The 19,087-nt window shown below is 59.4% G+C and carries 19 protein-coding genes; 13 read left to right on the plus strand and 6 right to left on the minus strand.

The window, feature by feature from the left end; all coding sequences use genetic code 11:
* Positions 1-134 precede the first annotated feature (134 nt).
* From nrdH to leuA, 13 genes are all read left to right on the plus strand, one after another.
* Positions 135-380 carry a glutaredoxin-like protein NrdH gene (gene nrdH, locus QLG03_RS10910; RefSeq protein WP_186977162.1) on the plus strand — a complete coding sequence of 82 codons (246 nt, stop codon included), beginning with the start codon at positions 135-137 and terminating at the stop codon, positions 378-380.
* Complete coding sequence (gene nrdI, locus QLG03_RS10915; RefSeq protein ID WP_255988612.1) at positions 377-787, plus strand: class Ib ribonucleoside-diphosphate reductase assembly flavoprotein NrdI; 411 nt, start codon at positions 377-379, stop codon at positions 785-787. Before nrdH ends, nrdI begins: the two co-directional genes overlap by 4 nt.
* Entirely contained in the window at positions 760-2,901 is a 2,142-nt protein-coding gene (gene nrdE, locus QLG03_RS10920) for a class 1b ribonucleoside-diphosphate reductase subunit alpha (protein WP_048298087.1), read from the plus strand. The genes nrdI and nrdE overlap by 28 nt, the downstream gene beginning before the upstream one ends.
* A gap of 10 nt (positions 2,902-2,911) precedes the next feature.
* The gene (gene nrdF, locus QLG03_RS10925) at positions 2,912-3,874 is read left to right on the plus strand and encodes a class 1b ribonucleoside-diphosphate reductase subunit beta (RefSeq protein WP_048298088.1); all 963 of its coding nucleotides are present in this window, start codon (positions 2,912-2,914) and stop codon (positions 3,872-3,874) included.
* Between the two features lie 356 nt (positions 3,875-4,230).
* Positions 4,231-5,433, plus strand: coding sequence for a glycine betaine/L-proline ABC transporter ATP-binding protein ProV (gene proV / locus QLG03_RS10930; RefSeq protein ID WP_002914328.1), 1,203 nt, complete (start codon positions 4,231-4,233; stop codon positions 5,431-5,433).
* The gene (gene proW, locus QLG03_RS10935; protein WP_255988614.1) at positions 5,426-6,493 is read left to right on the plus strand and encodes a glycine betaine/L-proline ABC transporter permease ProW; all 1,068 of its coding nucleotides are present in this window, start codon (positions 5,426-5,428) and stop codon (positions 6,491-6,493) included. The genes proV and proW overlap by 8 nt, the downstream gene beginning before the upstream one ends.
* A 77-nt stretch (positions 6,494-6,570) precedes the next feature.
* Entirely contained in the window at positions 6,571-7,569 is a 999-nt protein-coding gene (gene proX / locus QLG03_RS10940; protein ID WP_023290755.1) for a glycine betaine/L-proline ABC transporter substrate-binding protein ProX, read from the plus strand.
* 180 nt (positions 7,570-7,749) lie between these two features.
* Complete coding sequence (locus tag QLG03_RS10945) at positions 7,750-8,496, plus strand: AzlC family ABC transporter permease (protein WP_023290756.1); 747 nt, start codon at positions 7,750-7,752, stop codon at positions 8,494-8,496.
* Positions 8,486-8,821 (plus strand): L-valine transporter subunit YgaH, encoded by a 336-nt coding sequence (ygaH, locus tag QLG03_RS10950; protein ID WP_004205699.1) that lies wholly within the window; start codon positions 8,486-8,488, stop codon positions 8,819-8,821. Before QLG03_RS10945 ends, ygaH begins: the two co-directional genes overlap by 11 nt.
* Before the next feature lie 90 nt (positions 8,822-8,911).
* Positions 8,912-9,442, plus strand: a complete 531-nt coding sequence (mprA, locus tag QLG03_RS10955) for a transcriptional repressor MprA (protein WP_002914337.1) — start codon at positions 8,912-8,914, stop codon at positions 9,440-9,442.
* Positions 9,443-9,567: 125 nt separating this feature from the next.
* On the plus strand, positions 9,568-10,740 hold the full coding sequence (gene emrA, locus QLG03_RS10960) for a multidrug efflux MFS transporter periplasmic adaptor subunit EmrA (protein ID WP_004205697.1): 1,173 nt from the start codon (positions 9,568-9,570) through the stop codon (positions 10,738-10,740).
* A gap of 15 nt (positions 10,741-10,755) precedes the next feature.
* On the plus strand, positions 10,756-12,294 hold the full coding sequence (gene emrB / locus QLG03_RS10965; RefSeq protein ID WP_002914342.1) for a multidrug efflux MFS transporter permease subunit EmrB: 1,539 nt from the start codon (positions 10,756-10,758) through the stop codon (positions 12,292-12,294).
* Between the two features lie 136 nt (positions 12,295-12,430).
* Complete coding sequence (leuA, locus tag QLG03_RS10970; RefSeq protein WP_023290757.1) at positions 12,431-14,107, plus strand: 2-isopropylmalate synthase; 1,677 nt, start codon at positions 12,431-12,433, stop codon at positions 14,105-14,107.
* On the opposite strand, the gene QLG03_RS10975 is transcribed toward leuA, so the two are convergent.
* The 6 genes from QLG03_RS10975 to QLG03_RS11000 all read right to left on the minus strand — a co-directional run bounded on the left by QLG03_RS10975 (position 14,086) and on the right by QLG03_RS11000 (position 18,632).
* The gene (locus tag QLG03_RS10975) at positions 14,086-14,853 is read right to left on the minus strand and encodes a helix-turn-helix transcriptional regulator (protein WP_032456498.1); all 768 of its coding nucleotides are present in this window, start codon (positions 14,851-14,853) and stop codon (positions 14,086-14,088) included. The two genes, leuA and QLG03_RS10975, sit on opposite strands and share 22 nt — an antisense overlap.
* A 52-nt stretch (positions 14,854-14,905) precedes the next feature.
* Positions 14,906-15,421, minus strand: coding sequence for an S-ribosylhomocysteine lyase (luxS, locus tag QLG03_RS10980; protein WP_023290759.1), 516 nt, complete (start codon positions 15,419-15,421; stop codon positions 14,906-14,908).
* A gap of 156 nt (positions 15,422-15,577) precedes the next feature.
* Entirely contained in the window at positions 15,578-17,134 is a 1,557-nt protein-coding gene (gshA, locus tag QLG03_RS10985; RefSeq protein ID WP_023290760.1) for a glutamate--cysteine ligase, read from the minus strand.
* A 66-nt stretch (positions 17,135-17,200) separates the two neighbouring features.
* Positions 17,201-17,629: a YqaA family protein gene (locus QLG03_RS10990; protein ID WP_023290761.1), complete on the minus strand. Its 429-nt coding sequence runs from the start codon at positions 17,627-17,629 to the stop codon at positions 17,201-17,203.
* The gene (gene yqaB, locus QLG03_RS10995; protein ID WP_004205690.1) at positions 17,626-18,192 is read right to left on the minus strand and encodes a fructose-1-phosphate/6-phosphogluconate phosphatase; all 567 of its coding nucleotides are present in this window, start codon (positions 18,190-18,192) and stop codon (positions 17,626-17,628) included. The genes QLG03_RS10990 and yqaB overlap by 4 nt, the downstream gene beginning before the upstream one ends.
* A 125-nt stretch (positions 18,193-18,317) precedes the next feature.
* On the minus strand, positions 18,318-18,632 hold the full coding sequence (locus QLG03_RS11000) for a BON domain-containing protein (protein ID WP_023290762.1): 315 nt from the start codon (positions 18,630-18,632) through the stop codon (positions 18,318-18,320).
* Between the last annotated feature and the right edge of the window lie 455 nt (positions 18,633-19,087).

Here is a 19,087-nt window from a genome sequence, read left to right on the forward strand (position 1 = left end):
GCTTTGCTAAAAACGCTATATATTGAGTGGTTGAAGTTTTAAATAACTACATCTAGTATTTCCTTATCGAATGGCCCACAACGTTCGACGCTACGTTTAGCGCCGTGCTGTTATCTTAAATGGAAATACGAATCATGCGCATTACTATTTACACTCGAAATAACTGCGTGCAGTGCCATGCCACCCGACGAGCCATGGAGAGCCGGGGACTGGCCTTTGAAATGGTCAACGTCGACCAGCAGCCGGATGCCGCCGACACCCTGCGCGAGCAGGGGTTTCGCCAGCTGCCGGTGGTGATCGCCGGCGACCTGCGCTGGAGCGGCTTCCGCCCGGATATGATCAATCGCCTGCGCCCCTCCGTCGCGGCGGCCAGCGCATGAGCCTCATCGTCTACTTCTCCAGCCGTTCGGAGAACACCCATCGCTTTGTGCAGCGCCTGGGGCTGCCGGCGGTGCGCATCCCGCTGAACGAGCGTGAACCTCTGCAGGTAGACGAGCCCTATATTCTCATCGTTCCCAGCTATGGCGGCGGCGGTACCGCCGGCGCCGTGCCGCGTCAGGCGATCCGCTTTTTAAACGACGTACATAACCGTCGGCTGATCCGCGGGGTGATTGCCGCCGGCAATCGCAACTTTGGCGACGCCTGGGGGCGCGCCGGGGATGTCATCGCGCAGAAATGCGCCGTGCCCTATCTCTACCGCTTCGAGCTGATGGGAACCCCCAACGATATCGATAACGTGCGTAAAGGAGTCAGCGAATTTTGGCAACGACAACCGCAGAACGTATAACCGCCGCCGTGGATTTTCACGCCCTCAATGCGATGCTGAATTTGTACGACAGCGAGGGCCGCATCCCGTTTGAGAAAGATCGCCAGGCGGTTGAGGCTTTTATGGCGACCCAGGTTCAGCCCAACACCCTCGCCTTTGCCAGCCAGGAGGATAAACTCAGCTGGCTCGTCCGCGAGGGCTATTACGATCCCCAGCTGCTGGCCGGCTATGATCGCGGGTTTGTGCTGGCGCTGTTCGCCCATGCCCGGCGCGCCGCGTTTCGCTTCCAGACCTTCCTCGGCGCCTGGAAGTTCTATACCAGCTACGCGCTGAAGAGCTTTGACGGCAAGCACTACCTCGAGGATTTCGCGGAACGCAGCGTAATGGTGGCCCTGACGCTGGCCCGGGGCGATGAACAGCAGGCGCGGCAGCTGACGGAGGAGATACTCAGCGGCCGCTTCCAGCCGGCCACGCCCACCTTCCTTAACGCCGGCAAACAGCAGCGCGGGGAGCTGATCTCCTGCTTCCTGCTGCGCATTGAAGATAATATGGAGTCCATCGGCCGGGCGGTGAACTCGGCGCTGCAGCTGTCGAAGCGCGGCGGCGGCGTGGCCTTTTTACTCTCCAATCTGCGCGAGGCCGGGGCGCCGATCAAGCGCATCGAAAATCAGTCCTCCGGCGTAGTGCCGGTGATGAAGATGCTGGAGGACGCCTTCTCCTATGCCAACCAGCTCGGCGCCCGCCAGGGGGCGGGGGCGGTCTGGCTGCACGCTCACCATCCCGATATTTTGCGCTTCCTTGATACCCGGCGTGAAAATGCCGATGAGAAAATCCGCATCAAAACCCTGTCGCTGGGGGTGGTGATCCCTGACATCACCTTCCAGCTGGCGAAAGAAGACGCGCAGATGGCGCTCTTCTCGCCGTATGATGTCGAACGGCTGTACGGCAAACCCTTCGCCGACTGCGCCATCGGCGACCTCTATCCACAGCTGGTAGCCGACGATCGGGTTCGCAAACGCTGGATCCGCGCCCGCGATCTGTTCCAGCGCCTGGCGGAGATCCAGTTTGAATCCGGCTACCCGTACATCATGTTTGAAGACACGGTGAACCGCGCCAGTCCGGTGGCCGGGCGGGTCACCATGAGCAATCTGTGTTCCGAGATCCTGCAGGTCAGTACGCCGTCCGCCTATAATGAAGATCTCAGCTATGCCCATATCGGGGAAGATATTTCCTGCAACCTCGGCTCGCTGAACATCGCCCACACCATGGACTCGCCGGATTTCGGCCTCACTATCGCCACCGCGGTGCGCGCCCTGACCGCCGTGTCCGACATGAGCCACATTCAGTCGGTCCCCTCCGTGGCGGCCGGCAACGCCGCCTCCCACGCCATCGGTCTGGGGCAGATGAATCTTCACGGCTACCTGGCGCGGGAAGGCATTGCCTACGGCAGCCCGGAGGGGCTGGACTTCACCAATATCTACTTCTACACCGTGACCTGGCACGCGCTGCATACCTCGATGCTGTTGGCCCGCGAGCGCGGCCAGCGCTTCGCCGGCTTCGGGCAGTCGCGCTACGCCAGCGGGGAATACTTCGACAAATATCTGCAGGAGTCGTGGCAGCCGAAAACCGAACGGGTCCGCGCGCTGTTCGCCCGCGCCGGCATCTCCCTGCCCGACCGGGAAAGCTGGCGCCAGCTGCGCGACGACGTCATGCGCTATGGCATTTACAACCGCTATCTGCAGGCGGTGCCGCCCACCGGCTCGATCTCGTACATCAACCATGCCACCTCCAGCATTCACCCGATCGTCTCGAAGATTGAGATCCGCAAAGAGGGGAAAACCGGACGGGTGTACTACCCCGCGCCGTTTATGAATAACGATAATCTGGCCCTCTATCAGGATGCGTACGAGATTGGGCCCCGGAAGATCATCGACACCTACGCCGAGGCGACGCGCCACGTCGATCAGGGGCTGTCGCTGACCCTGTTCTTCCCGGATACCGCCACCACCCGCGATATCAACAAGGCGCAAATCTACGCCTGGAAGAAAGGCATTAAGACGCTGTACTACATCCGACTGCGCCAGCTGGCGCTGGAAGGCACTGAAATTGAAGGCTGCGTGTCCTGCGCGCTGTAAGGAGAACAGGATGACCCATTTAACGCGCGTCAGCGCGATCAACTGGAACCGCATCGATGACGATAAAGATCTGGAGGTGTGGAATCGTCTCACCAGCAACTTCTGGCTGCCGGAGAAAGTGCCGCTGTCGAACGACATTCCCGCCTGGCAAACCCTCAGCGCGGCGGAGCAGCAGTTGACCATTCGCGTTTTTACCGGGCTGACCCTGCTCGATACCATTCAGAACACCATCGGCGCGCCGGCGCTGATGGCGGACGCTCTGACCCCGCATGAGGAGGCGGTGCTGTCGAATATCAGCTTTATGGAAGCGGTTCATGCCCGCTCTTACAGCTCCATCTTTTCCACGCTGTGCCATAGCAAAGAGGTGGATGCCGCCTTCGCCTGGAGCGAAAGCTGCGAACCTCTGCAGCGCAAAGCGCAGCTGATGCTGAGCTACTATCAGGCCGACGAGCCGCTGAAGAAAAAAATCGCCAGCGTGTTCCTCGAATCCTTTCTCTTCTATTCCGGCTTCTGGCTGCCGATGCACTTCTCCAGTCGGGGAAAACTGACCAATACCGCGGATCTGATCCGCCTGATCATTCGCGATGAAGCGGTGCATGGCTATTACATCGGCTACAAGTATCAGAAAGGACTGGAGATCGTCAGCCCCGGTAAGCGCGAAGAATTGAAAAACTTCGCCCTCGATCTGCTGATGGATCTGTACGACAACGAGCTGGCCTACAGCCGGGAACTGTACGGCGAGAGCGGCTGGTTCGACGACGTCAGCGCCTTCCTGTGCTACAACGCCAACAAAGCGCTGATGAACCTCGGCTACGAGGCGCTGTTCCCGGCGGAGATGGCGGCGGTTAACCCGGCGATCCTCGCGGCGCTGTCACCCAACGCCGATGAAAACCACGACTTTTTCTCCGGCTCCGGCTCCTCCTACGTGATAGGAAAAATGGAAGAGACCGCCGACGACGACTGGGACTTTTAACCGTACTTTCACCAGGAATATCGCCCGCATATTCCTGGTGATCAATTTCACAGAATCGCGATTAATCCACCAAATATTCTCTCCATGGTCTAACCGTCATCACTTCGTCATATTTAGCAGAAAACCGGTCCATTTCAGTCGAATTATCCAAAGATAATCAAAAAATATTACCCACAACAAATTACCGCTCAGCCCTTATATCACGGGGGCTGTGCCGCCATGTCCCTCACTCCATTTTGCCGAGAGTTCGCCATTGAGGGTTGTCACAGAATCTGAGTATGTTAGGGTGTAAAAAGATCATTATCACCATTGGGTACCATATCGCAATAAACAAATAACAGGAACTTCTCTATTGCATGGCAATTAAATTAGAAATTAAAAATCTTTATAAGATATTTGGCGAGCACCCTCACCGTGCTTTCAAATATATTGAGAAAGGACTCAACAAAGCGCAAATACTGGAAAAAACGGGGCTGTCGCTTGGCGTCAAAGACGCCAGTCTGGCCATTGAAGAAGGCGAGATATTCGTCATCATGGGGCTCTCCGGCTCGGGGAAATCCACCATGGTTCGCCTTCTCAATCGCCTGATTGAACCCACCCGCGGCCAGGTGCTGATTGACGGGGTCGATATCGCCAAAATGTCGGACGCCGAGCTGCGCGAGGTGCGTCGTAAAAAAATTGCGATGGTTTTTCAGTCCTTTGCGCTGATGCCGCACATGAGCGTGCTCGACAATACGGCGTTTGGCATGGCGCTTGCCGGCGTCCCGGCCGCTGAGCGAGAGCAAAAAGCGCGGGAAGCGCTGCGTCAGGTGGGGCTGGAGAATTATGCCCACGCCTGGCCGGATGAACTCTCCGGCGGGATGCGTCAGCGCGTCGGTTTAGCCCGCGCCCTGGCGATTAATCCCGATATTCTGTTAATGGATGAAGCCTTCTCCGCGCTCGATCCGCTCATTCGTACCGAAATGCAGGATGAGCTGATCAAATTACAGGCTAAGCATCAGCGTACCATTGTCTTTATTTCCCATGACCTTGATGAAGCCATGCGAATTGGCGATCGTATCGCCATTATGCAAAATGGCGAAGTGGTTCAGGTCGGCACTCCGGATGAAATATTGAATAATCCGGCCAATGATTATGTCCGCACCTTCTTCCGCGGCGTCGATATTAGCCAGGTCTTCAGCGCGAAAGATATTGCCCGTCGTAGCCCGGTCGGCCTGATTCGTAAAACGCCAGGTTTTGGCCCCCGCTCTGCGCTGAAATTATTACAGGATGAAGACCGGGAATATGGTTATGTCATTGAGCGCGGTAATCGCTTTGTCGGGATTGTCTCGATCGATTCTCTGAAAACCGCGCTCAGCGCCGGCCAGGGGATCGAGGCGGCGCTGATTGACGCCCCGCTGGCGGTGGAGGCGCAAACGCCGCTCAGCGATCTGCTCTCCCACGTCGGCCACGCCCCGTGCGCCGTCCCGGTGGTGGATGAAGAACAACAATATATTGGCATCATTTCCAAACGAATGTTGCTTCAGGCTTTAGATCGCGAGGGGGTGAATCATGGCTGATCAAACCAATCCGTGGGACAGCGCCCCGGCAACCGACGGCGCCGCTCAGGCTGCAGACGCCTGGGGTGGCGCCTCAACTGCCGCGCCGACTAATGGCGGCGGCGCCGACTGGCTGCACAGCGCCCCGGCGCCGCAGCCGGAACAGTTCAATATCATGGATCCGTTCCATAAGACCCTGATCCCGCTCGACAGCTGGGTGACCCACGCCATCGACTGGATCGTGCTGCACTTCCGCCCGCTGTTCCAGGGGATCCGCGTGCCGATCGACTACATCCTCAGCGCCTTCCAGCAGCTGCTGTTGGGGATGCCGGCGCCGGTGGCGATTATCGTCTTCGCGCTGATCGCCTGGCAGATCTCCAGCCTCGGCATGGGGGTCGCCACCCTGGTCTCGCTGATTGCCATCGGCGCCATCGGCGCGTGGTCGCAGGCGATGGTCACCCTGGCGCTGGTCCTCACCGCCCTGCTGTTCTGCATGATCATCGGCCTGCCGCTGGGGATCTGGCTGGCGCGCAGTCCGCGAGCGGCGAAAATTATCCGCCCGCTGCTGGATGCCATGCAGACCACGCCGGCCTTCGTCTACCTGGTGCCGATCGTGATGCTGTTCGGCATCGGCAACGTGCCCGGCGTGGTGGTGACGATTATCTTCGCCCTGCCGCCGATCGTCCGTCTGACCATCCTCGGTATAAACCAGGTGCCTGCGGATCTGATCGAAGCGTCGCGCTCGTTTGGCGCCAGCCCGCGCCAGCTGCTGTTTAAAGTTCAGCTGCCGCTGGCGATGCCCACCATTATGGCCGGGGTTAACCAAACGCTGATGCTGGCCCTGTCGATGGTGGTGATCGCCTCAATGATCGCCGTCGGCGGTCTTGGCCAGATGGTGCTGCGCGGCATTGGCCGCCTGGATATGGGCCTGGCCACCGTCGGCGGCGTGGGGATCGTGATCCTGGCGATTATTCTTGACCGCCTCACCCAGGCCGTCGGCCGCGACGCCCGCAGTCGCGGCAACCGCCGCTGGTACACCACCGGCCCGCTGGGGCTTCTCACTCGCCCTTTCTGTCGATAAGTCGATAACAGCGCCGCACCCCGGCACCAGCCGATGCCGGGGAGCCGCCTTCCCGTTAAACAATAAGAGGAACCACCATGCGACATAGCACGATGATGGCCACCGCCGCCTTTGCCACCCTGATCGCCACCAGCGCCTTCGCCGCCGACCTGCCGGGGAAAGGAATTACCGTCAAGCCGGCCCAGAGCACTATCTCCGAAGAGAGCTTCCAGACCCTGCTGGTCAGCCGCGCGCTGGAGAAGCTTGGCTACACCGTCGAAAAACCGAGCGAAGTGGACTATAACGTCGCCTATACCTCGATTGCCGCCGGGGATACTACCTTTATCGCCACCAACTGGCAGCCGCTGCACGATGACATGTACGCCGCGGCGGGCGGTGATAACAAATTTTACCGCAAGGGGGTGTACGTCTCAGGCGCCGCCCAGGGCTATCTGATCGATAAAAAAACCGCCGAGCAGTACCACATTACCTCTATCGATCAGCTCAAAGATCCGCAGATCGCCAAACTGTTTGATACTAACAACGACGGTAAAGCGGACCTCACCGGCTGCACCCCGGGCTGGGGCTGCGAAGCGGTGATTAACCACCAGATTGACGCCTATGGCCTGAGCAAAACCGTTACCCATAACCAGGGCAACTACGCGGCGATGATGGCCGACACCATCGCCCGCTATAAAGAGGGTAAACCGGTGCTCTACTACACCTGGACGCCGTACTGGGTTAGCGACGTGCTGAAGCCTGGCAAAGACGTCGTCTGGCTGCAGGTGCCGTTCTCCTCCCTGCCGGGCGAGCAGAAAAACATCGATACCAAACTGGCCAACGGCGCCAACTATGGCTTCCCGGTCAACACCATGCACATCGTCGCCAACAAAGCCTGGGCGGAGAAAAATCCGGCCGCCGCCACTCTGTTTAGCGTCATGAAGCTGCCGATCGCCGACATCAACGCCGAGAATGCGATGATGCACGAAGGCCATGCTTCCGAAGCCGACATTAACGGTCATGTTGATGGTTGGATCAAAGCCCACCAGCCGCTGTTCGACAGCTGGGTGAAAGCCGCGCTCGCCGCGCAGCAGTAACCCGCCCCCGGATAAGGCCTGGCGCCTTATCCGGGCCTCTTCCCCGCCTTTCATCCCGTCAGGGTCATGGAAAAGCGGATTGCGGGCATTTTCATAGTGTTAAGGCGCGCCGCGCTCTGTTAAGGTGGGGACATCGGTCAATTTGCCACCTTCACATGGATCCAGCGATAAGTTATTCATATGGAAAACCCCGCGCCCTTAACCTGTGCCTTATCTGAACGTGTCGCTACCGTCGGCGAAGGCATTAAAGACAGTCTCCCCATCGTCATCAGCTACCTTCCGGTGGCATTCGCCTTCGGACTGAACGCCACCCGGCTGGGTTTCACCCCGCTGGAAAGCCTGTTTTTCTCCTGCATTATTTACGCCGGCGCCAGCCAGTTTGTGATCACCGCCATGCTGGCCGCCGGCAGTTCGCTGTGGGTCGCCGCCCTGACGGTGATGGCGATGGACGTCCGCCACGTGCTGTATGGCCCCTCGCTGCGCAGCCGCATTCATACCGCGCTGGACAAAAAGAAGACCGCCCTCTGGGCCTTCGGCCTGACCGATGAGGTTTTCGCCGCCGCCACCGCCAGGCTGGTACGCGACAACCGACGCTGGAGCGAAAACTGGATGCTCGGTCTCGCGTTTACCTCGTGGGCATCGTGGGTGTGCGGCACGCTGGCCGGCGCCTGGTCCGGCAACGGCCTGCTGGTGGATTATCCGGCGGTGGAAGCCGCGCTCGGCTTTATGCTGCCGGCGCTGTTTATGAGCTTCCTGCTGGCCTCTTTCCAGCGCCAGCAATCGCTGTGCGTCACGGCGGCGCTGGCGGGCGCGCTGGGCGGCATTCTGTTATTTTCCATTCCGGCGGCGATCCTCGCCGGAATTGTCTGCGGGTGTCTGACGGCGCTGGTCCAGGCCATGCTGAAGGGGATGCCGGATGAACAGTGAGGTCCTTCTGCTCGGAGTGATTGTCGGCGGCGTGAACTATCTGTTTCGTTATCTTCCCCTGCGTCTGCGCGCGGGTCATGCCCGGCCTGCCCGTCGTGGCCCGGTCAGCGTGCTGCTGGATACCATCGGCATCGCCTCGATTTGCGCGCTGCTGGTGGTCTCCAGCGTGCCGGAGATCCTCGCCGATGCCCATCGCCTGGCGCCGACGCTGATCGGCTTCCTGGTGCTGGGGGGCGCCTTCTGGAAAACCCGCAGCATTATTATCCCGACCCTGCTGTCGGCGTTGGCCTACGGTCTGGCCTGGAAAATCGCCAGCGGGCTCTAAGCTTTGCGTATCAATTTTGGTCAATAATTCATTTGATTTATTTGTCACAATAGTTATTATATCGGCTGTAATTAATGAGGTCATACCCAAATGGATAGTTCGTTTACTCCCATTGAGCAAATGCTCAAGTTCCGCGCCAGCCGCCATGAAGATTTCCCGTTCCAGGAGATTCTGTTAACTCGTCTTTGCATGCATATGCAAGGTAAGCTGCTGGAAAATCGCAATAAAATGCTCAAAGCGCAGGGAATTAACGAGACATTATTTATGGCGCTGATTACGCTGGAGTCGCAGGAAAACCACAGCATTCAGCCGTCCGAGCTGAGCTGTGCGCTGGGCTCGTCGCGTACTAACGCCACCCGTATCGCTGATGAACTGGAAAAACGCGGCTGGATTGAACGCCGCGAGAGCGATAACGATCGTCGCTGTCTGCATCTGCAGCTGACCGAAAAGGGCCATCAGTTTTTGCGTGAAGTCCTGCCGCCGCAGCATAACTGCCTGCACCAGCTGTGGTCTTCACTCAGCACCAGCGAAAAAGATCAGCTCGAACACATTACCCGCAAACTCCTGAGCCGCCTTGACCAGATGGAAGAAGAAGGCGTGCTGGCGGACTCTCTACGCTAAGGGCGGCGTCGCTCAGCCCATTTTTACGTTGCAAGGAAAACAGCCAGGCCAGCAGATCTCTGCTGGCCTTTCTGATAAACAGGTCGGCTCAGCCGATGTGAAATAATAAGATCGTGGAGAATAACATGAGCGCAAATGCGGAGAGCCAAACCCCGCAGCAACCAGGCAGCAAAAAAGGGAAGCGTAAAGGCGCCCTTCTGTTGCTGACATTGCTCTTCATTATTATTGCCGTGGCATATGGGATTTACTGGTTTCTGGTACTGCGTCACTACGAAGAGACCGACGATGCCTACGTGGCAGGGAACCAGGTGCAAATTATGGCCCAGGTCTCGGGCAGCGTGACCAAAGTCTGGGCAGACAACACGGACTATGTGCAGAAAGGCGATCCGCTGGTCACTCTCGATCAGACCGATGCCCAACAGGCGTTTGAGAAAGCCAAAACGCAGCTGGCCGCCAGCGTGCGTCAAACCCGTCAGCAGATGATCAACAGCAAGCAGCTGCAGGCGAATATTGACGTCAAAAAGACCGCCCTCGCCCAGGCACAGGCTGACCTGAACCGCCGCATCCCGCTGGGCGCCGCGAACCTCATCGGCCGCGAAGAGCTGCAGCACGCCCGCGACACCGTCGCCAGCGCGCAGGCCGAGCTTGACGTGGCAATCCAGCAGTACAACGCCAACCAGGCGATCGTGCTGGGTACCAAACTGGAACAGCAGCCGGCGGTGCTGCAGGCGGCGACCGAAGTGCGTAACGCCTGGCTGGCCCTGCAGCGTACGCAGATCGTCAGCCCGATTAGCGGCTACGTTTCCCGCCGCTCGGTACAGCCTGGGGCGCAGATCGGCACCACCACGCCGCTGATGGCGGTGGTTCCGGCGACCAACCTGTGGATCGACGCTAACTTTAAAGAGACCCAGCTGGCGCATATGCGCATCGGCCAGCCGGCCACCGTAATCAGCGACATCTATGGCGATGACGTGAAATACACCGGCAAGGTGGTTGGTCTGGATATGGGAACCGGGAGCGCCTTCTCCCTGCTGCCGGCGCAGAACGCCACCGGCAACTGGATCAAAGTGGTACAGCGCTTGCCGGTCCGCATCGAGCTGGATGAAAAACAGCTGGCGGAACATCCGCTGCGCATCGGCCTCTCGACGCTGGTGGAAGTTAACACCACCGATCGCGATGGCGAAATGCTGGCAAGCCAGGTGCGGAGCTCCCCGGTCTACGAGAGCAATGCCCGCGAAATCGCTCTCGATCCGGTCAATAAACTGATAGACGAGATCATTCAGGCCAACGCCGGATAATTCGGGGTGAGTGTAATGCAACAGCAAAAACCGCTGGAAGGCGCGCAGCTGGTCATCATGACCATTGCGCTGTCGCTCGCGACGTTCATGCAGGTGCTGGATTCCACTATCGCCAACGTGGCGATCCCGACCATCGCCGGTAACCTTGGCTCATCGCTGAGCCAGGGGACCTGGGTCATCACCTCGTTCGGGGTCGCTAACGCCATCTCCATTCCGATCACCGGGTGGCTGGCCAAGCGCGTGGGCGAGGTGAAGCTGTTCCTGTGGTCCACCACCGCTTTCGCCATCGCCTCCTGGGCCTGCGGCGTCTCCAACAGCCTGACGATGCTGATCTTCTTCCGCGTCATTCAGGGGATTGTTGCCGGGCCGCTGATCCCATTGTCGCAAAGTCTGTTGCTCAGCAACTATCCGCCGGCGAAACGCTCTATCGCCCTGGCGCTGTGGTCGATGACGGTGATCGTCGCCCCCATCTGCGGCCCGATCCTCGGCGGCTATATCAGCGATAACTACCACTGGGGATGGATCTTCTTTATCAACGTGCCCATTGGCGTGGCGGTGGTGCTGATGACCCTGCAGACCCTGCGCAACCGGGAAACCAAAACCGAACAGCGGCGTATCGACGGCGTCGGCCTGGCGCTGCTGATCATCGGTATCGGTAGCCTGCAGGTGATGCTGGACCGGGGTAAAGAGCTGGACTGGTTCTCCTCCAATGAAATTATCATTCTGACCATCGTGGCGGTGGTGGCGATAAGCTTCCTGATCGTCTGGGAGCTGACCGACGATAACCCGATTGTCGATCTGTCGCTGTTTAAGTCGCGCAACTTCACCATCGGCTGCCTCTGTATCAGCCTGGCCTACATGCTCTACTTCGGGGCCATCGTGCTGCTGCCGCAGCTGTTGCAGGAGGTCTACGGCTACACCGCGACCTGGGCCGGCCTGGCGTCAGCGCCGGTGGGGGTGATCCCGGTCATTCTGTCGCCGATTATCGGCCGCTTTGCGCATAAGCTCGATATGCGACGGCTGGTCACCTTCAGCTTTATCATGTACGCCGTCTGCTTCTACTGGCGCGCCTGGACCTTCGAACCGGGGATGGACTTTGGCGCCTCGGCGTGGCCGCAGTTTATCCAGGGCTTCGCGGTAGCCTGCTTCTTCATGCCGTTGACCACCATCACCCTCTCCGGCCTGCCGCCGGAACGGCTGGCGGCGGCGTCGAGCTTGTCGAACTTCACCCGTACCCTTGCCGGCTCCATCGGGACCTCGATCACCACCACCCTGTGGACCAACCGCGAGGCGCTGCACCATGCGCAGCTCACCGAATCGGTGACGCCGTTCAACCCCAACGCGCAGCAGATCTACGATCAGCTGCAGGGGATGGGAATGACGCAGCAGCAGGCGTCCGGCTGGATAGCGCAGCAGATAACCAACCAGGGGCTGATTATCTCCGCCAACGAAATCTTCTGGATCTCAGCGGCCATTTTCATCCTGCTGTTGGGACTGGTGTGGTTCGCCAGACCCCCGTTCAGCGCCGGCGGCGGCGGCGGCGGCGCGCACTAAGCCTCACATCAAGGGACCTGCGGGTCCCTTTTTTACGGCGTCAGGTTGTCCAGTTCTCGCTAGTTTCTGTCTCGTTTGCGAAAGCCCGCCAGCCGGCGCTCGGGCAGGATAGAGGCTGACTATTAAGGAGAACACTATGCTGAGCCATCCTGCTGAAAAGTACCGTCCCTATCCGCCGATTACCCTGCCCGACCGCCGCTGGCCGGACCGGCAAATCAGCCACGCCCCGCGCTGGCTGTCGACCGACCTGCGCGACGGCAACCAGGCGCTGGCGGAGCCCATGGACAGCGCCCGCAAACTGCAGTTCTGGGATCTGCTGCTGGAGTGCGGCTTTAAAGAGATTGAGGTCGCCTTCCCTTCCGCCTCGCAAACCGATTTCAACTTTGTCCGCCAGCTGATTGACGAACAGCGCATCCCGGAGGAGGTCACCATCCAGGTGCTGACCCAGGCGCGGGACCCGCTGATCCTGCGTACCTTTGAAGCGCTGCGCGGCGCCCGCCGGGCCACCGTCCACCTCTACAACGCCACCGCGCCGCTGTTCCGCGAACTGGTTTTCGGCATGGACAAGGCCGAGGTGATCGCCCTCGCGACCCGCGCCACCCGGCTTATCCGCCAGCAGTGCGAACAACAGCCGGAGACCCGCTGGCAATATGAATATTCGCCTGAAACCTTCTGCTTCACCGAACCGGAGTTTGCGCTCGAGATTTGCGAAGCGGTGGCGGACGTCTGGCAGCCCTGCGCCGAGCGACCGATGATCGTCAATCTGCCGGCGACGGTGGAGGTCAACACCCCCAACGTCTATGCCGATCAGATCGAGTACTTTTGCCGCCATTTCTCCCGCCGCGGCGAGGTCTGCATCAGCGTGCATCCTCACAATGACCGCGGTACCGGCGTCGCCAGCGCCGAGCTGGCGGTGATGGCCGGCGCCGACCGGGTGGAAGGCTGCCTGTTCGGCAACGGCGAACGCACCGGCAACGTCTGCCTGGTGACGCTGGCGATGAACCTCTACAGCCAGGGCGTCGACCCTGAGCTTCGCTTCGAGCAGATGAACCGGGTGGTGGAAGTGGTGGAAAACTGCAATCAGATCCCCGTGCACCCGCGCCACCCGTGGGCGGGAAGTCTGGCCTACACCGCCTTCTCCGGTTCCCATCAGGATGCGATCAAAAAAGGGTTTGATGCCCGTCAGCCTGGCGACCCATGGCGGATGCCCTACCTGCCCATTGACCCGCAGGATATTGGCTGCAGCTATGAGGCGGTGATCCGCGTCAACAGCCAGTCGGGGAAAAGCGGCAGCGCCTGGCTTATCGAACAAAATCATGGTCTGAAGCTGCCCCGCGGGCTGCAGCAGGACTTCAGCCAGCACGTTCAGCAGGCCACCGATAGCGACGGCAAAGAGATGACCCACCATGCGCTGTGGCAGCTGTTCCGCACGCGCTACGGGCTGCAGGCGCAGCCTGCGCTGACGCTGGTCGATTATCAGAGCGCCAGCCAGCAGGATGGCCAGCTGTCCCTGCAGGCGACGCTGCGTCACCACGGCGAAACCCGACGCCTGCAGGGCCAGGGCAACGGCCTGCTCTCCGCCGCCGCCAGCGGCCTCAGCGCGCTGTTTCGGCAGCCGTTTATGATCAAGGACTATCATGAGCATACCCTCGGCGCGCGCAGCGACAGCCGGTCGGTGGCCTATATCCGCTGCGTTTTTCCGCAAGGAGAAAGCTACTGGGGCGTGGGTATCGATAATGACGTGGCGCGCGCCTCGCTGCAGGCGCTGTGCAATGCGCTCAGCGCCGCCGATCAGGCCGGCGGACGAAAATAGTCGCTGGGGGCGACGCCCATCACCCGACGAAACATGGCGCTGAAGGCGCTGTGGCTGCCGTAGCCCAGCTCCAGCGCCACCCGCAGCACGGAGTGGCCCTGCGCCAGGCGAATCAACGCTTCCATTAGCTTCGCCCGGCGCACCCACTCGCGCCACGTCAGGCTAGTCTGCTGCTGAAAATGGCGGTTCAGGGTTCGCTCGCTCATGCTGCACGCCTTCGCCGCCTGGCTGCTGCTCCAGACGTCGCCCGGCGCCTCGCGCACCTGCTGGCACAGCCGGCGCAACGTTTCGCTTTGCGGCTCCGGCAGGCCAAACGGCAGGATCGCCATCCCGCGGATCTCATCGAGGATCAGCTCATAAATCCGTTCGTCGCGGCTGGCGGGGGCATAGCGCTCGGCCAGCGCCAGGGAAGAGACGATCAGTTCCCGCAGCAGCGGCGTGATCTGTACGATCTGGCAGCCCGCCGGAAGATCGGCGCGCGCCAGCGGATCGATAAACAACGTGCGCGCCGCGACGTTGCCGGTCATGCGCAGCGCGTGGGGCGTTCCCGCCGGCAGCCAGACGCCGCGCCCGGGCGGCACCACCCAGTAGCCTGCCGGCGTCGCCACCCGCACCACGCCGCTTAAAATATGCAGCAGCTGGGCGCAGTCATGCTGATGCCAGTCTTCCTGGTCACCGTGAGCGTAATCATGGGCAAAGGGCACCAGCGGGCGGTGCTGAAAGGAGAAGGTGGTGGTGGTCGTCATGGCGGCGTCGGGAGAGCGGCCCGGCGACAGGCGCCGGGCCGCGGCGGAAGCACTAGATGTGCAGTTCCTGCAGTTTTTCTTTCGGCAACGCCAGTTCGTCGTTGCTGTTGATGCGCACATCGCGCTCAATGATATGACGAGCGATCTCCTGCGCCTCTTCCAGCGAGTGCATGGTATAGGTCCCGCACTGGTAGACGTTCAGCTCCGGGATCTGGTTCTGATCTTGCACCTTCAGCACGTCGGCCATCGCCGCTTTCCAGGCGTCGGCGACGCGCTGCTCGTCCGGCGTACCAATCAGGCTCATATAGAACCCGGTGCGGCAGCCCATCGGCGAAATGTCAATAATTTCCACGCCATTCCCGTTCAGGTGATCGCGCATAAAGCCGGCGAACAGGTGCTCCAGGGTGTGGATACCGCGCTCCGGCATCACTTCCTGGTTCGGCACGCAGAAGCGCAGATCGAATACGGTGATTTCATCGCCATGCGGCGTGTTCATTTTCTTCGCGACACGCACCGCTGGGGCTTCCATTCGGGTATGGTCGACTGTGAAACTATCTAACAACGGCATTCGTCACCTCCGGGAGTGAATTTTTTTAAAATAAAATGAACTCTTTGTTCAGCCGCGAGTCTCAGTATATGAAAGACGCGCATTTATTATCATCATCATCCCTGAATCAGAGATGAAAGTTTGGCCACAGTGATGTGGCCTTTTTCTTTTCCAGCGCTACGCGTGCCGCGCCAACAGCGCCTCAAACGGCTCGCTGTCTTCCGCTTCTACTTTCTTCTGTCGCGCCACCGACGCGTCGCGCTCGGCGATGAAATCTTCTTCGCTCAGGATCTCCAGCGGCTCTTCACGCAGCTGGGTCCGGTAACGATCGGCCAGCGCACGGCCGGTTCCGCCAATCCCTTCTTCAATCATAGAACGCAGAATGCGGGCTGAGAAGGTTAATTCCGGATCGTCAAAACAGGCCAGCAGCTCATCGCAGACCTGTTGATAGGCCTCGCCGCCGTGAATGCTATCCAGCGTCTGCGCCACGCGGCGTAAATCGCGGAACAGATCTTTACCTACCTGCGCCAGCGGGAACTGCGCGCTTTCGCAGCCGATGCCCAACGTTAAGCCCGGCTTACGGCCTTCCAGAATCACCCGATTCCAGTTGGTGCGGGTGCACAGCAGCTCATCGCTGCTCATCTCCGGCGCGTCGGCCAGCGCGCACCAAACCATAAACAGATCGAGGAAACGCACCTGCTGGGCGTCAACGCCGATCGGCGAGAACGGGTTGATATCCAGCGAACGCACTTCAATGTACTCAATGCCGCCGCGCAGCAGCGCATCGGACGGGGTTTCGCCCCGGCGGGTGACGCGTTTCGGGCGGATCGGCGCATAGAGTTCGTTTTCAATCTGCAGGATATTGCTGTTGATCTGCAGATACTTACCGTCTTTTTCCAGCCCGATTTTGGCGTACTCTTCCGACGGCGTTTTAATCGCGCGCTTCAATCCTGCCACATACTCGTGCAGATCGTTAAACGTAATTCCGAGATTGCTTTGCGACTTATTGGTATAACCGAGGTCGCTGAGGCGCAGCGAGGTGGCGTACGGCAGGTAGTACATGCCGTTGCCCGTCTCCTCAAAGGGCAGCGACGTCGGCTTTCCTTGCAGGAATGAAGAGCAAATCGCCGGCGAGGCGCCGAACAGATACGGGATCACCCAGCCAAAGCGATAGTAGTTACGAATCGTGCGGAAATAGCCTGCCGAAATGGCCTCTTTCCCGCTTTCAGCGTCTTCCACACCGCACTTCGCCTGCCAGAACGTCATCGGCAGCGAGAAGTTATAGTGCACGCCGGAGATAGTCTGCATCAGCGCGCCGTAGCGGTTCTTCAGCCCCTCACGATACAGCGTTTTCAGGCGTCCCACGTTAGAGGTGCCGTACTGCGCCAGCTCAATATCCTGACCGGGGGCGATATAGCAAGGCATGCTCAGCGGCCACATCCGCTCGTCACCAAGCTGACGCGCGGTATAGCGATGGACATCGCGCATAAAGGTCAGCATATGCTCAATATCGCCGTCCACCGGCGTAATAAACTCGAGTAAAGCTTCGGCAAAATCGGTGGTAATCCATTTATGCGTCAGCGCTGAGCCTAACGCCAGAGGGTGACCGGTCGTCGCCAGCGTACCGTCTGCGTTCACGCGCAGCGTCTCCCGCTCCAGACCACGTTGAATACCCTGCAGGGCCTGCGGATGTTTTTCCAGCCAGGCCAGCGCCTGTGATACGTCCGGGATCAATTTGACCTCCCGCCTGTCGAAATCGTTTGAATAAGCATAATTGTAATGGATGAACTATCAGTCCAATTAGTGCCACCACGTCATGCCCTGAAGCGTCGCTGCCGCAATGACGATATAGCGCAGCGCCTTTCCAAGGCATAAGAAAAAGAGTACCGGTCCCCAGGAAATGCGCATCCATCCCGCCAGCAAACACAGTAAATCGCCGACAACCGGCGCCCAGCTTAGCAACAGCGTCACCGCGCCGTAGCGCTTAAGCCAGCCGGCCGCCCGCTCCTGCCAGCGCGAGGTTTTACGCAGCGGAAACAGGCGCCCCAGAATAACGTTAGTTACCCCTCCAAGGCTATTGCCGATTGTTGCTATTAATACTAACCACCACGGATGACTAACCCCCGTAAGAAGCATCGCAACCAGCACAACCTCCGAATTGCCGGGAAGCAGCGTGGCGCTTAAAAAGCTACTGGCAAACAGCGAGAGGAGTGACAGCGCGTCGCTCACAGCAAACGCACGTCTACAGCGTCCATTCCCGCGCGCTTCGCCGCCTGCAGACCAAAGTCGGCATCTTCGAAGACCACGCATTTTTCCGGCGCGACGCCCATGCGCTCGGCGCACAGCAGGAAGGTATCGGGCGCGGGTTTATGGTTGACCACATGATCGGCCGCCACCACCGCGGAGAAGTAATGACGCAGGCCCAGGTGCGCCAGCAGCGCTTCGGCGACGGCGCTTTCACTACCGGTGCCGACCGACATCGGGCGACGGCCGTGCCACGCTTTGACCACCTCGATCAGCGGCAATGGGCGTACGCTATCCAGCAGCATCGCCTTAACGGCCAGGGTTTTTTCCTGCGCCAGGCGATGTGGATCGAGATCCGCCTGGTTGAGTTCAATAATCGCCTGGGCAATCCGCCAGGTCGGTGAGCCATTGAGGGCGACCATCGCCTGTTCGTCGAAACGCATACCGTAGCGGCCCAGCACCTCGTTCCATGCCTGACGGTGGGTCGGCTCGGTATCGAGGATGGTGCCATCCATATCAAAGATCAGTCCTGCGTAACCTTCGTACATCGTCTTCTCACCAACCGGTTAATGAATGGTTACTGTAACGCAAAAGCCGGTCGTTGTCGCGGCCAGCGGCGCAGACGACAAAGGCGCCCACAGGCGCCTTCAGGCATCAGACCGGATAGACGGCCTTATTTAATACGCAGATCGTTTTCGACCATTCGCACACCCTGCACCCGACGGGTGACTTCCACCGCCCGTTTAGCGCTTTCCGCGGAGGAGACAAATCCGCTCAGCTGGACGCGGCCTTTAAAGGTCTGGACGCTGATTTCAGAGGACTTGATGTCTTTATCGTTAAAGAGCGCCGTTTTCACCTTAGTGGTCACCACGGTATCGTCAATGTAACCGCCGGTACTTTCTTTGGTGGACGAACCGGCACAGCCAGCGAGGACCGTCGCCACCAGCAGCGTCGCGCAAAAAGCAGGTATTGCTTTGAACCATTTCATGGATTTCTCTCCTTGCATTTATCTCAGCCTGATAACGCTGATATACAAGGATAAATTATAGTGGAAAGCGCGGCTTGCCAATAAAAAAGTCGGATGAAACTGGGATGAAAAACGCGGTTATCGGGATGGCGAGGGAAGCGTGAAGAGGGTGCCGTTGCTTACGCAACGTTATCCGCCCTGGTGCTGGCGATAATTTCGCAGACCATGAAACAACATTTTCGCTGTTACTAAGGAGAAGGCTGTTGCTAAGGAGAATATGGTGCATCCGGGAGGATGACTCGGCTGCGCCTCGCCCTTCGGGCCGTTGCTTACGCAACGTTATCCTCCCTGGTGCTGGCGATAATTTCGCAGACCATGAAACAACATTTTCGCTGTTGTTAAGGAGAATATGGTGCATCCGGGAGGATTCGAACCTCCGACCGCTCGGTTCGTAGCCGAGTACTCTATCCAGCTGA

It is taken from the genome of Klebsiella sp. V115_8 (genome assembly GCF_029967715.1).
Lineage (GTDB): Bacteria > Pseudomonadota > Gammaproteobacteria > Enterobacterales > Enterobacteriaceae > Klebsiella > Klebsiella quasipneumoniae.